Origin of the sequence: Micromonospora sp. NPDC047465 (assembly GCF_040643125.1) — a bacterium.
Classification (GTDB): domain Bacteria; phylum Actinomycetota; class Actinomycetes; order Mycobacteriales; family Micromonosporaceae; genus Micromonospora.
Genome location: NZ_JBEYTP010000006.1, coordinates 142126 through 154462, shown reverse-complemented (window position 1 = coordinate 154462; position 12337 = coordinate 142126). Strand labels below are relative to the sequence as shown.

General features: G+C 72.3%; 13 protein-coding genes. 7 read left to right on the top strand and 6 right to left on the bottom strand.

Annotation, left to right across the window (positions count from 1 at the left end):
• Window positions 1–40: 40 nt before the first annotated feature.
• The 4 genes from ABZ793_RS08900 to ABZ793_RS08885 all read left to right on the top strand — a co-directional run bounded on the left by ABZ793_RS08900 (window position 41) and on the right by ABZ793_RS08885 (window position 3572).
• On the top strand, window positions 41–1423 hold the full coding sequence (locus ABZ793_RS08900) for an MFS transporter (protein WP_357454111.1): 1383 nt from the start codon (window positions 41–43) through the stop codon (window positions 1421–1423).
• A 4-nt stretch (window positions 1424–1427) separates the two neighbouring features.
• Window positions 1428–1628, top strand: coding sequence for a DUF3046 domain-containing protein (locus ABZ793_RS08895; RefSeq protein WP_350705093.1), 201 nt, complete (start codon window positions 1428–1430; stop codon window positions 1626–1628).
• Between the two features lie 184 nt (window positions 1629–1812).
• Complete coding sequence (recA, locus tag ABZ793_RS08890) at window positions 1813–2859, top strand: recombinase RecA (RefSeq protein WP_088995380.1); 1047 nt, start codon at window positions 1813–1815, stop codon at window positions 2857–2859.
• Window positions 2860–2873: 14 nt separating this feature from the next.
• The gene (locus ABZ793_RS08885) at window positions 2874–3572 is read left to right on the top strand and encodes a regulatory protein RecX (RefSeq protein WP_357454108.1); all 699 of its coding nucleotides are present in this window, start codon (window positions 2874–2876) and stop codon (window positions 3570–3572) included.
• A gap of 70 nt (window positions 3573–3642) precedes the next feature.
• On the opposite strand, the gene ABZ793_RS08880 is transcribed toward ABZ793_RS08885, so the two are convergent.
• Entirely contained in the window at window positions 3643–4233 is a 591-nt protein-coding gene (locus ABZ793_RS08880) for an HAD-IA family hydrolase (protein ID WP_357454105.1), read from the bottom strand.
• A gap of 604 nt (window positions 4234–4837) precedes the next feature.
• On the opposite strand from ABZ793_RS08880, the gene rny reads away from it, so the two are divergent.
• Complete coding sequence (gene rny, locus ABZ793_RS08875; protein WP_357454102.1) at window positions 4838–6604, top strand: ribonuclease Y; 1767 nt, start codon at window positions 4838–4840, stop codon at window positions 6602–6604.
• Window positions 6605–6708: 104 nt separating this feature from the next.
• Here rny and ABZ793_RS08870 read toward each other — a convergent pair whose 3' ends face one another.
• From ABZ793_RS08870 to ABZ793_RS08855, 4 genes are read right to left on the bottom strand one after another with little or no spacing between them, the layout of a single operon-like run.
• Complete coding sequence (locus ABZ793_RS08870) at window positions 6709–7695, bottom strand: amino acid ABC transporter permease (protein ID WP_357454099.1); 987 nt, start codon at window positions 7693–7695, stop codon at window positions 6709–6711.
• Window positions 7692–8399 (bottom strand): amino acid ABC transporter permease, encoded by a 708-nt coding sequence (locus ABZ793_RS08865; protein WP_357454096.1) that lies wholly within the window; start codon window positions 8397–8399, stop codon window positions 7692–7694. Before ABZ793_RS08865 ends, ABZ793_RS08870 begins: the two co-directional genes overlap by 4 nt.
• Window positions 8400–8441: 42 nt before the next feature.
• The gene (locus ABZ793_RS08860; protein ID WP_357454092.1) at window positions 8442–9320 is read right to left on the bottom strand and encodes a glutamate ABC transporter substrate-binding protein; all 879 of its coding nucleotides are present in this window, start codon (window positions 9318–9320) and stop codon (window positions 8442–8444) included.
• Window positions 9321–9377: 57 nt separating this feature from the next.
• Window positions 9378–10133 carry an amino acid ABC transporter ATP-binding protein gene (locus ABZ793_RS08855; protein WP_357454089.1) on the bottom strand — a complete coding sequence of 252 codons (756 nt, stop codon included), beginning with the start codon at window positions 10131–10133 and terminating at the stop codon, window positions 9378–9380.
• 191 nt (window positions 10134–10324) lie between these two features.
• On the opposite strand from ABZ793_RS08855, the gene selD reads away from it, so the two are divergent.
• Together selD and ABZ793_RS08845 are read left to right on the top strand one after the other, a co-directional pair.
• Complete coding sequence (gene selD / locus ABZ793_RS08850) at window positions 10325–11314, top strand: selenide, water dikinase SelD (protein WP_357454086.1); 990 nt, start codon at window positions 10325–10327, stop codon at window positions 11312–11314.
• 227 nt (window positions 11315–11541) lie between these two features.
• Window positions 11542–12021: a hypothetical protein gene (locus ABZ793_RS08845; RefSeq protein ID WP_350705108.1), complete on the top strand. Its 480-nt coding sequence runs from the start codon at window positions 11542–11544 to the stop codon at window positions 12019–12021.
• A 55-nt stretch (window positions 12022–12076) separates the two neighbouring features.
• Here the strand turns inward: ABZ793_RS08845 and ABZ793_RS08840 are convergent, their stop codons facing one another.
• Entirely contained in the window at window positions 12077–12307 is a 231-nt protein-coding gene (locus ABZ793_RS08840) for a DUF2277 family protein (RefSeq protein WP_357454083.1), read from the bottom strand.
• Window positions 12308–12337: the final 30 nt, after the last annotated feature.

Here is a 12337-nt window from a genome sequence, read left to right as displayed (position 1 = left end):
GAGACGGGCACCCCGCCCCTTACCGCCGAAGGAGCCGCCGATGGCCACCGACCTCGCCGCGCCACTCGCCGCGCCCGACGTCACGCCGATCCAGCGGCGTACCCTGCGGCTGCTCTTCGTCACCCAGATCGTCGGCGGGATCGGGGTGACGGTCGGCGTCGCCGTCGGGGCGCTGCTCGCCGCGGACATCGCCGGCACCGCCGTGGCCGGGCTGGTGAGCAGCGCCGCCGTGGTGGGCGGGGCCCTGCTCGCGGTGCCGGTCACCCGGATCATGAACGGCCACGGCCGGCGGCCCGGCCTGGTCGTGGCCTATCTCGCCGGCGCGGCCGGCGGCGCCCTGGTGGTGTTCGCCGCCGTCACCCGCTGGGTCCCGCTGCTCTTCCTCGGCATGCTCCTCTTCGGCGGCGGCAGCGCGGCCAACCTCCAGGCCCGCTACGCCGCGGTGGACCTGGCCGAGCCGGCGCGGCGGGGCCGTCAGCTCGCCCTGATCGTCTGGGCCACCACCATCGGCGCGGTCGCCGCGCCGAACTTCGCCGCGTTCGCGGACCGCACCACCAGCGGCTGGGGGCTGCCGGCGCTGGCCGGTCCGTTCGCGTTCAGTGCCGTCGCGCTGGCGCTGGCCGCCGGCGTGATCCTGGCGCTGCTGCGGCCCGACCCGCTGCTGACCGCGCGCCGGCTGGCGGCGGTCGTCGTCCCGCCGGTCACCCCGCCGCCGGACGCCGTCGTCCCGGCCGCCCCGTCGCCGGACGCCGTTCCCGCCGTCACCCCGCCGCCGGACGCCGTCGTCGCGCCGGCACCGACCGGCCGGCGCGGCGTGGGTATGCGGGCCGCCTGGTCGGTCGTACGCGCGCGCCCGGCCGCCCGGCTCGGCATCGCCGCGGTGGCGGTCGGGCACCTGGTCATGGTCGCGGTGATGGTGATGACCCCGGTGCGCCTGCACGAGTGGCACGCCGACGCCGACGTGCTGCGGGTGGTCGGTCTCGTGCTGAGTCTGCACATCGCCGGCATGTACGCCCTCGCCCCGGTGGCCGGCTGGCTCACGGACCGCCTCGGCCGCCGGGCGGTGATCCTCGGCGGCGTCGGGCTACTGCTCGTGGCGTGCGCGGTCGCCGGCACCGCCGGGCACCACACGGCCCGGCTCTCGATCGGGCTGTTCCTGCTCGGCCTGGGCTGGTCGGGGACCATGGTGGCCGGTTCCACCCTGCTGTCGGAGTCGGTGCCGGTGGGGATCCGGCCGAGCGTCCAGGGGCTCTCCGACCTGACCATGGGACTGGCCGGCGCCGCCGCCGGGGCGGTCAGCGGGTTTGTCATGGAGGTGGCGGGTTATCCGGTGCTCGCCCTGCTCGCGGCGGTCGCGGCGGTGCCCCTGGTGGCGCTAGCGTTGCGTCCGGTGCCGGCGGGCGCACCGGACGAGGAGGACTGATCACGTGCGGCTGACCGACTTCTGGTCGCGGTTGGAGGAGGCGTTCGGCCCCGCCTACGCGGCCAGCATCGCCCGCGACCAGGTGCTCTCCCAGCTCGGCGGCCGGACCGTCGAGCAGGCGCTGGCATCGGGTGAGCAGGCGCACGTCGTGTGGCGGGCGGTCTGCGCCGCCTATCCCGACCGGGTGCCCGCGCGACTACGCTGAGCAGCCATTTCGTCGCTTCCGCGTGTCGCTTGCCGACTCGTACACCTGTTCGGCTATTGTCCACAGCGGGGTGCTCGTCCACAGCTCACGGCCCGTCGGCTGGTTTTCTGTCGGACCCAGCGCCTAGCGTGTCCGCGTGACGCGAAGCTCAGGAAAGACGCCGGCGAAGGCAGGGGTGGCAACGATGGCAGCAGGGCCTGACCGGGAGAAGGCACTCGACCTTGCTCTCGCTCAGATCGACAAGCAGTTCGGCAAGGGCTCGGTGATGCGGCTCGGGGAGCGGCCGGTCATCCAGACCGCGGTCATCCCCACCGGGTCGATCGCCCTCGACGTGGCGCTCGGCGTGGGCGGCCTGCCCCGCGGCCGGGTCGTCGAGATCTACGGTCCGGAGTCCAGCGGTAAGACCACCGTCGCGCTGCACGCCGTGGCCAACGCACAGCGGGCCGGCGGCATCGCCGCCTTCGTCGACGCCGAGCACGCGCTCGACCCGGAATACGCGAAGGCCCTCGGCGTCGACACCGACGCCCTGCTGGTCTCCCAGCCCGACACCGGTGAGCAGGCGCTGGAGATCGCGGACATGCTGGTCCGCTCCGGCGCGCTCGACATCATCGTGATCGACTCGGTGGCCGCGCTGGTGCCGCGCGCCGAGATCGAGGGCGAGATGGGCGACAGCCACGTGGGTCTGCAGGCCCGGCTGATGAGCCAGGCGCTGCGGAAGATCACCGGTGTGCTCAACAACACCGGCACCACCGCGATCTTCATCAACCAGCTCCGCGAGAAGATCGGCGTGATGTTCGGCAGCCCCGAGACCACCACGGGTGGCCGGGCGCTGAAGTTCTACGCCTCGGTCCGGCTCGACGTGCGCCGCATCGAGAGCCTCAAGGACGGCACCGACGTGGTCGGTAACCGCACCCGGGTCAAGGTCGTGAAGAACAAGGTCGCCGCGCCGTTCAAGCAGGCCGAGTTCGACATCATGTACGGCAAGGGCATCTCCCGCGAGGGCTCGCTGATCGACGTCGGCGTCGAGCAGGCGATCATCCGCAAGTCCGGCGCCTGGTACACCTACGACGGCGACCAGCTGGGCCAGGGCAAGGAGAAGGCCCGCGAGTTCCTCCGGGAGAACCCGGACGTGGCCGCCGAGATCGAGAAGAAGATCCTGGAGAAGCTCGGCGTCGGGGTCGGTGCGGGCGACGCCGCCGGTGGCCCGGAGCTGCCGCCGGTCGACTTCTGACCGGTCAGTGACCGGTGGCAGGACGACGCGCCCGCACGGGGCGGGGCTGGGATGCCAGTCCGCCCCGCGCGGGTGACGGCACCACGACGCCCCGACCCCGCCGGGGTCGCCGCGGCCGTGCCGAGGAGACCGACCCCGAGGCGCCCCCCGCCCCGCCGCCCGACGAGGCGGAGGTGGCGCGGGAGATCTGCCTGCGCCAGCTCGCCGTCCGGCCGCGCACCCGGGCCGAGCTGGCCGGGGCACTGGCGAAGCGGGGGATCTCCGAGGAGGTCTCCGCGGCGGTGCTCGACCGCTACGACGAGGTCGGCATCATCGACGACGCCGCCTTCGCGCGGGCCTGGGTGTCCAGCCGGCACGCCGGCCGGGGCCTGGCCCGCCGGGCGCTCGCCAACGAGCTGCGTCAGCGCGGTGTCGACGGCGAGGTCGCCAGCGAGGCCCTCGGCGAGCTGGACGAGGAGACCGAGGCCGAGACCGCCCGCGCCCTGGTGGAGCGGAGGCTGCGGTCCGCCCGCGGCGAGCCGGACGCGGTCTTCCGGCGGCTGGTGGCGATGCTGGCCCGCAAGGGCTACCCGCCCGGCGTGGCGATCCGGGCGGTGAAGGACGCGCTCGCCGCGCAGAGCGCCGAGGCGGCCGAGTTCGCCGAGCAGATCGACGCCGACGCGCTCGCCGACGCCGAGGGCGAGCTCGACCGCGACAGCCGCTCCGTCGACTGAGCGCAGCCGACGGCGAGCCACCTGCCGGGGGCCTGACCGACGTGGCCGGAGGCCGGTCGCGGGGTGGCAGCTACCGCTGCCTGGGCGACGGGACGCGCACGGCGGCCATGCCCGCAGCCGTGGCCGCCGCGACGCCCAGGTCGGTGTCCTCGAAGACCAGGCAGGACTCCGGTGGGACGCCGAGGAGCCGGGCGGCGAGCAGGAACCCCTCCGGGTCGGGCTTGGCCCTGGCGTAGTCGCCCGCGCAAACCAGCGCGTCGAACTTCCCGGTGAGGCCAAGGGCGTCCAGGGAGGCCGTGACCGACTCCCGGGTGCTGCCGGAGACCACGGCGAAGGGAACCCGTCCGTGGGCGTCCTCGATGTGCCGCAGGACGCCGGGCACGGCGGTGAGCCTCGGCAGGGACTCCTGATAGAGCGTCTCCTGACGGGCGGCGACCGCCTCGACCGGCATGGCCAGGCCGTGGCGCTCGTTGAGTTCGACGATGATGTCGGCTACCGGGCGGCCGCCCCAGGCGTAGAAGAGGTCCTCCGAGAAGTCGCAGTCCCACTCCTTGAGCGTCTCGACCCAGGCGAGGTGGTGCAGCGGCATCGAGTCGGCGATGGTGCCGTCGCAGTCGAAGAGGTAGGCCCGGAACTCGCCGGGCGGCAGGGGGAGCAGCACCCGGATAGGTTAGGCGGCTGCGTGGCGGGCCGTACGGCTGGGCGGACCGGCCGGCGGACCTCCCGCCAACTCGCCTCGTTTGTCCTCCGGTGTCCGGGCTGGTGTGGGCGTTGCGTAACGCGGCAACTTCTCTCCGTTCGGGGGGTTTGATCATGAGTTCTTGACCAGACGGCCCCGGGAGACCTAGCCTCGCCATACAGGCTCACATTGCCCGACCAGCGCAGGCTAAGCGCACAACATAGATCTCGTAACGGAACAGCATCACTTTGGCCGATTCGTCGGCCACTGGCGGCAGCTTCGGACAGGCCGGTCCGGGGCTGGCGCGACAACTGCACCCGGCCGCCGGCGATGCCCCGCGTGGGCACCGCCGACGGCGCCTACCCACGGCCAGTCGCTCCGGTCGGGCGTCCACAGCCGCAGGGTGCGTGCCCACCGGCACCGTCGCTGCGGTTCCGACGTTCAGGGGAGGCGGCCATGGCGAGGCGGCGCAGGTCCACTGGGGTGCCGACATGAGCGGGCTGAACGTCGGGCCGGGCCCGCACCGATCGCGGGTCGACCGGGGTGTGGCCGACCGCGTGGTGGCCGTGCGGAACGGGGCGCCGGCATGAGCGGCTTCGACGTCGTGATCCTCGCGGTGGTGCTGGTCCTGACCGTGGTCGTGCTGGGGGCGGTGCTGCTGGGCGTACGGACGCTGCGTCGGCTCGGCGCGGCGCCGGCGCCCGAGGATCCCGCCTTCATCGCCGAGAAGGACCGGCAGGAACAGTCCCTGGCCGCGCTGCGCAGCGCCGCCGACGAGGCCAACAGCACGATCGACGTGGCGAAGTCCGCCGCCGCGGCGGCCCGGGCCGAGGCGGCTGCCGCGAAGGCCGAGGCGAAGGCGGCCCGCGCCGAGGCGCGCCGGGTGCTCGACGACGCCCGGGCGGAGGCCGACACCATCCTGGAGCGGGCCCACAAGCAGGCCGAGGCGGACGCGGAGCAGCTACGGAGCACAGCCCGGCGCAGCGGCGAACGCGAGGTCGCGGTGCTCGCCGCCACCACCCGGGAGCAGGCCGCCGAGGTGGAGCGGCGGGCGGCCCGGATGGACGAGCGCGAGCGGCTGCACACCGAGGAGGTGGAGCGGCTCGCCGAGCGGGAGCGCCAGCTCACGGCCGCCAGCGCGGCCCTGGCCGCCCGCGGCGCCGCGCTCGACCAGCGGGAGGCGGAACTGGCCGAGGCGGAGGAGCAGCGGCGCCGGGAGTTGGAGCGGGTCGCCGGGCTCACCGCCGACACGGCCCGGGCGGAGCTGATCGAGGCGATCGAGGGCCAGGCCAAGCGGGAGGCCGCGCTGCTGGTCCGGGACATCGAATCCGACGCGCGCAACACCGCCGAGCAGCGCGCCCGGCACATCGTCGTCGACGCGATCCAGCGGGTCGCCAGCGAGCAGACCGCGGAGAGCGTGGTCAGCGTCCTGCACCTGCCCGGCGACGAGATGAAGGGACGGATCATCGGCCGGGAGGGCCGTAACATCCGCGCCTTCGAGTCGGTCACCGGGGTCAACCTGATCATCGACGACACCCCCGAGGCGGTGCTGCTCTCCTGCTTCGACCCGGTGCGCCGGGAGGTCGGCCGGCTCACCCTGGAGAAGCTGGTCCTGGACGGGCGGATCCACCCGCACCGGATCGAGGAGGTCTACGACCTGGCCCGGCACGAGGTGGAGGAGCTGTGCCAGCGGGCCGCCGAGGACGCCCTGGTCGAGGTCGGCATCACCGAGATCCACCCGGAGCTGGTGACCCTGCTCGGCCGGCTGCGCTACCGGACGTCGTACGGGCAGAACGTGCTCAAGCACCTGGTGGAGACCGCGCACATCGCCGGGATCATGGCGGCCGAGCTGCGGCTCGACGTGCCGACCATCAAGCGCTCGGCGTTCCTGCACGACATCGGCAAGGCGCTCACCCACGAGGTGGAGGGCAGCCACGCCATCATCGGCGCAGATCTCGCCCGCAAATACGGCGAGAGCGAGGACGTCGTCCACGCCATCGAGGCGCACCACAACGAGGTGCCGCCGCAGACCATCGAGGCCGTCCTCACCCAGGCGTCCGACGCCTGCTCCGGCGGGCGGCCCGGGGCGCGGCGGGAGAGCCTGGAGGCGTACGTCAAGCGGCTGGAGCGGATCGAGGAGATCGCGGCCGGCAAGCTCGGCGTGGAGAAGGTCTTCGCCATGCAGGCCGGCCGCGAGATCCGGGTGATGGTCAAGCCGGACGACGTGGACGACATCGGCGCCGCCGTGTTGGCCCGGGACGTGGCGAAGCAGATCGAGGAGGAGTTGACGTACCCGGGGCAGATCCGGGTGACCGTGGTCCGCGAGTCCAGGGTCACCGAGATCGCCCGCTGACCATCGGCCCCCGGGCACCCGGGGGAGGCGGCCACCAGGCCGAGGGACTGCGAAAGGGCCGGCCCGGGAAACCGGGCCGGCCCTTTCGGTGTCGTGGGTTCGGGTCAGTTGCCGCCCGCGCCGCCGCCCCCGCCGCCGCCCTCGGCCTGCGAGATGAGGGCGGTGGCCGGAGGCTGCTGCGCCGGGGTGCCGGCGGTCTTGCGGCCCCGGGAGAGCCGCCGCTGGACGTACTGGGCCAGCTTCGACAGCGAGTAGTTCACCAGGATGAACATCACCGCGATCACGACGTAGACCTGGATCGGGTTGTCCAGCACGCCGATGAGCTGCTTGCCGATGTTCAGGGTCTCCTCGTAGCTGATGATGAAGCCCAGCGAGGTGTCCTTGAGCACCACGACGAGCTGGCTGATCAGCGCCGGCAGCATGATCCGGAAGGCCTGCGGCAGCAGGATCATCCGGGTGGTCTGCATCGGGGAGAGCCCGATCGCGGCCGCCGCCTCCGCCTGCCCGCCGGGCAGGCCCTCCATGCCGGAGCGGAGGATCTCGGCGATGACCACCGAGTTGTAGATGGTCAGGCCGATGACCAGGTACCACAGCGTCTCGAACGAGACGCCGAACTCGGGGAAGCCGCGCGCCACGAAGAAGATCGTGATGACCACGGGCAGGCCCCGGAACACCTCGACGCAGACCCGGGTGACCGCCGACAGCAGCACGCTCAGCCCGCGCAGCAGGTAGGCCAGCGGCGCGGCGAGCCCGGTGAACCGGCGGCGGGTCAGGCTCTTGAGCTGGATCCGCAGCACCGCGAGCAGGGTGCCGACCACCAGCGAGGCGACGATCGCCAGGGCGGCGGCGGTCAGCGTGTTCTTGAAGCCGAGGCCGATCCGCTCCCACACCTGCGAGAAGTTCTCGTTGGAGGGGTCGAGCAGGGGCCCCCAGAGTTCCATCGAGAACTGGCCCTTGGCGTCCAGCGGCTTGTAGATCAGGAAGTACGCGCCCGCGAGCAGCAGCACCGTCGCCACCAGACTGCTGACGAGGGTGATCCGGCGCTGCCGGGGGCCGGGGACGTCGTAGAGGACGGCGTTCTGCTGGCTCATCGGGCCACCGCCTGCCGCTTCTCGATCCGGTCGAGGAGCGCGCCGAGGGGGACGGTCATGATCAGGTATCCGATCGAGATGCCGATGGCGACGGGGACGAAGGCGTAGCCCTCGGCCGAGGTGAGCTGGTCGGCGGTCTGCGAGAGGTCGCCGACGACGCCGAAGAAGCCGATCAGGGCCGAGTTCTTGATCATCGCGATGATGACCGAACCGAGGGGCACCACCGAGGCCTTCCAGGATTGCGGCAGCACCACGTACCGCAGGTTCTGGCCGAAGGTGAGGCCGAGCGACCGGGCGGCCTCCGCCTGGCCGGCGGGGACCGCGTTCACGCCGGACCGCAGCGCCTCGCAGACGAACGCGGCGGTGTAGAGCACCAGCGCGATCAGCGCGAATCGGAAGTACGGCAGGTCCGTGTCGAGCCGGCTGAACACCGCGTCCAGGCCGGGGATGCGCAGGAAGTCCGCGTTGGAGCCGAGCGCCGGCAGGCCGAACGCGGCGAAGAACATCACCACGGTCAGCGGCATGTTCCGGAAGATGTTGACGTACGCGGTGCCGACCGCCCGCAGCGGCGGCACCGGGGAGATCCGCAGTACCGCCACGACGGCGCCCAGGATCAGGGCACCGATCGCGGCGAGTACGCAGATCTGGAGGGTGAGCCAGAAACCACCCGCGAAGACGTCGAACTTGTCGATGAGCACACTCACGGGTCGGTCTTCCTCCCCACCCTCCAGATCGAAGGAATTAGATCAGTAGCGGTCGACGGTCGGGGCGGAGCCCAGCTGGGCGCCGAACTTGCCGGCGGTGCCGTCCCAGGCCTTCTGCCAGCTACCGTCGGCGAACGCCTTCTCCAGCGTGTCGTTGATGAAGTTGCGGAAGTCGGTGTCCTCCTTCTTCACCCCGATGCCGTACGGCTCCTTGGTGAAGTTGTCGCCGGCCAGCTTGAAGGACGCCTCGTCCTTGGCGATGTAGCCGAGCAGGATCACGTTGTCCGTGGTGACGGCGTCGACCTGGCCGCCCTTCAGGGCGTCGCGGCACTTGTCGTAGGTGTCGAACAGCACCAGCTGGGTGGCGACGTCCTTGACGTGCTTCTTGATCTCCTCGGCCGGGGTGGAGCCGGTGACCGAGCAGACCTTCTTGGTGCCGTCCTTAAAGGAGTCCGGCCCGGTGATCGTGGCGTCGTCCTTCTTCACCATGATGTTCTGGCCGGCCTCGTAGTACGGCCCGGCGAACGCGATGCGCTCCTTGCGCTTGGGGTTGATCGTGTAGGTCGCGGCGACCAGGTCGACCGTGCCGTTCACGATGACGTCCTCGCGGACCTTCGAGGGGGCCTCGACCCACTCGATCTTGTCCTCGGGGATGCCGAGCTCCTTGACGATGATCTTCGCGACCTCGACGTCGAAGCCCTCCGGCTTGCCCGACAGGCCCTTCTGGCCGAAGCCGGGCTGGTCGAACTTCGTGCCGATCTTGATGGACTGGGCCTTGTTCAGGCGCTCCATCGTGCTGCCGGCGGCGAAGGACTTGCTGCCGGCGCCGGTGCCCTCCTCGGCGTCGTCGCCACCGCAGGCGGTCATGCCGAGCGCCAGGGTGGCGGCCGCGGCGAGCGCCGCTACGCGCGTGATACGCATACTCATCTCCTTCTTCGACGGAACCGCCGGGGGACGGCGCGCTCCAGGTACGGACGCCTAGTGCGTGAGGATCTTGGAGAGGAAGTCCTTGGCCCGCTCGCTGCGCGGGTTGGCGAAGAACTCGGTGGGCGGGGCGTCCTCGACCAACTGCCCGTCGGCCATGAAGATGACGCGGTTCGCCGCGTGCCGGGCGAAGCCCATCTCGTGGGTGACCACGACCATCGTCATGCCCTCGCGGGCCAGCGACGTCATCACGTCCAGCACCTCGCCGACCATCTCCGGGTCGAGCGCGCTGGTCGGCTCGTCGAAGAGCATCGCCTTGGGCTGCATGGCCAGCGCCCGCGCGATCGCGGCGCGCTGCTGCTGGCCGCCGGAGAGCTGGGCGGGGAACTTGTCGGCCTGGTTGGCGATGCCGACCCGGTCCAGCAGGGCCAGGCCGCGCTCGCGGGCCGCCGCCGGCTTCTCCTTGCGGACCTTGACCGGCCCGAGGGTGACGTTCTCGAGGATCGTCTTGTGCGCGAAGAGGTTGAACGACTGGAACACCATGCCGACCTCGCTGCGCAGCTTCGCCAGCGCCTTGCCCTCGGCCGGCAGCGGCTGCCCGTCGAAGGTGATGGTGCCGGAGGTGATCGGCTCGAGTCGGTTGATGGTGCGGCAGAGCGTCGACTTGCCGGAGCCGGACGGCCCGATGACCACGACCACCTCGCCGCGCCCGACCGACAGCGAGACGTCGTCCAGCACGTGCAGCGGCCCGAACCACTTGTTGACCGAATCCAGCACGATGAGCGGTTCGCCCGTCGCCACGTCGTCCACCGTCCCTGTCGTCGCGCGCGGGGTCCGTTGACCCCCGGTTGGGCAACTGTAGGCGGGGGGATGTGGCGGAACGCAAGTCAGTTGGTCACGGAGCGGTAACACCATTTCCGCTCGGGCCCGGGAGTCGGATTTTGACTCCGAAACCGGTCCACCCGGTGGCGGCATCGGGACGCGTGGAAGATCATGTGGGGGTGACGGAACGGGTGCGGCTGACCGAGTACGCCCGCGGCGGCGGCTGCGCCTGCAAGATCCCGCCGGGCGAGCTGGAGGCCATGGTCGCCGGCCTCGGCCCGGCCACCGGCGCCGCGGACCTGCTCGTCGGCCTCGACCACGGCGACGACGCCGCGGTGGTCCGGCTCGACGAGCGGACCGGCCTGGTCACCACCGCCGACTTCTTCACCCCCGTCGTCGACGACGCGTACGACTGGGGGCGGATCGCCGCGACCAACGCGCTCTCCGACGTGTACGCGATGGGTGGCACCCCGCTCGTCGCGCTCAACCTGCTCTGCTGGCCGCGCGACGTGCTGCCGCTGGAACTGGCCCGGGAGGTGCTGCGCGGCGGGCAGGACGTGGCCCGGGACGCGGGGTGCCACCTCGCCGGCGGGCACAGCGTCGACGACGAGGGCCCCAAGTACGGGCTGGCCGTCACCGGGGTGGTCCGGCCCGAGGAGCTGATCACCCTGGACGCGGGCCGGGCGGGGCTGCCGCTGTCGCTGACCAAGCCGCTGGGCGTCGGGGTGCTCAACACCAGGCACAAGGCCACCGGCGAGAGCTTCCCCGAGGCGGTCGCCGCCATGACCACCCTCAACCGGGACGCCGCGCGGGCCGCGGTGGCGGCCGGTGTGCGCTGCGGCACCGACGTGACCGGCTTCGGTCTGCTCGGGCACGCGTCCAAGCTGGCCCGGGCGAGCCGGCTGACGGTGGCGATCGACGCGGCCCGGGTGCCCTACCTGGCCGGCGCCCGGGAGGCGGTGCGCGACGGGTACGTCAGCGGCGGCAGCCGCCGCAACCTGGAGTGGGTCGCCGGGTGGACGGACTTCGGCGGGACCGCCGAGGACGAACGGCTGCTGCTGGCCGACGCGCAGACGTCGGGCGGCCTGCTGGTCGCCGGCGAACTGCCGGGCGCCACCGTGGTCGGCGAGCTGCTGCCCCCCGGCGAGCACCGGGTCGTCGTGCGCTGACCGACCCGGTCGAAACGGGCGCGCTACGGAGCGGGGAAGTTCCGGGCGGGGCACCGTACCCGATAAACTGTCACCTTCCGGCCACTCGGAGCAATGACGCCCGAGGAAATTTTGCCCGGAATGGTCACAGACCGGTAACTTGCCCCCGGCTGAGGTCATATGCCCCCCACCATCGTCAGTAAGGCCCGATCCGGAGGCCGGTGGGACGAGCACAGCGAGGAGGCGGCATGACCGAGCTGTGGAACTGGAGAATCGACCAGGTGCGGCCGGTGGAGGTCTACCCGGCACTGGCCGAGGCACTCGGCCGGGTGGTGATGCCCCTGGCGGCGGCCGACCCGGCCCGGCTGCCGGCGCACGCGGTGATCTGCGACGTATGGCAGGCGCCGGGGGAGTTCGCCACCATCGTTGACTGCTACGGCGTGCCCGACGGGCTCCCCGAGCACGCCAGCATCGCCGCGCTGGCGCGGCTGCTGGACCGCAACTGCCTGCTGCGCGACGACACCCTCGACGCCGGCCGGCACCTGCTCGTGGCCCCCGACGGCACGATCCGGCCGGTGCACTTCGACGTCCGCGAGACCGACGACGGCGAGGTGCTCGGCAACCAGCGGCTCTGCACCGAGGCCGATCCCCGCTGCCGCGGCTGGTCGCAGTGCCACCGCTCACGCTGGGCCCCCGACTCCGTGCTGCCCGCGCTCGCCGCCGCCTGAGGCCCGCCGCGCCAGCACGCGGGGCCTCCCCGCGTCGGCCCGGCGGGCGGCGAGGTCAGCTCGCCGGGCGGGCGGAGCGGCCGCCGCGTACCTCCAACTCGCTCAGCAGGGTCGCGGTGGCCGCGGCGACCGCGGCGACCGCCGCGTCGAAGGCCGCGGCGTTGTGCGCGGCGGGCCTGCGGAAGCCCGAGATCTTCCGGACGTACTGCAGGGCGGCGGCCTCGACGTCGGCCGGGCTCACCTCGGCGACGTACGGCTCACGAAGGGTCTTGATGCTCCGGCACACGGCTCCTCCTCGTTCGGTTCGGGATTCTCG

What these genes read in the sequence shown, in the direction of transcription:
- ABZ793_RS08900 (WP_357454111.1), top strand. Translation starts at nt 41, where the DNA reads ATGGCCACCGACCTCGCCGCGCCACTCGCCGCGCCCGACGTCACGCCG.
- recA (WP_088995380.1), top strand. Translation starts at nt 1,813, where the DNA reads ATGGCAGCAGGGCCTGACCGGGAGAAGGCACTCGACCTTGCTCTCGCT.
- rny (WP_357454102.1), top strand. Translation starts at nt 4,838, where the DNA reads ATGAGCGGCTTCGACGTCGTGATCCTCGCGGTGGTGCTGGTCCTGACC.
- ABZ793_RS08870 (WP_357454099.1), bottom strand. Translation starts at nt 7,695, where the DNA reads ATGAGCCAGCAGAACGCCGTCCTCTACGACGTCCCCGGCCCCCGGCAG.
- ABZ793_RS08860 (WP_357454092.1), bottom strand. Translation starts at nt 9,320, where the DNA reads ATGCGTATCACGCGCGTAGCGGCGCTCGCCGCGGCCGCCACCCTGGCG.
- ABZ793_RS08845 (WP_350705108.1), top strand. Translation starts at nt 11,542, where the DNA reads ATGACCGAGCTGTGGAACTGGAGAATCGACCAGGTGCGGCCGGTGGAG.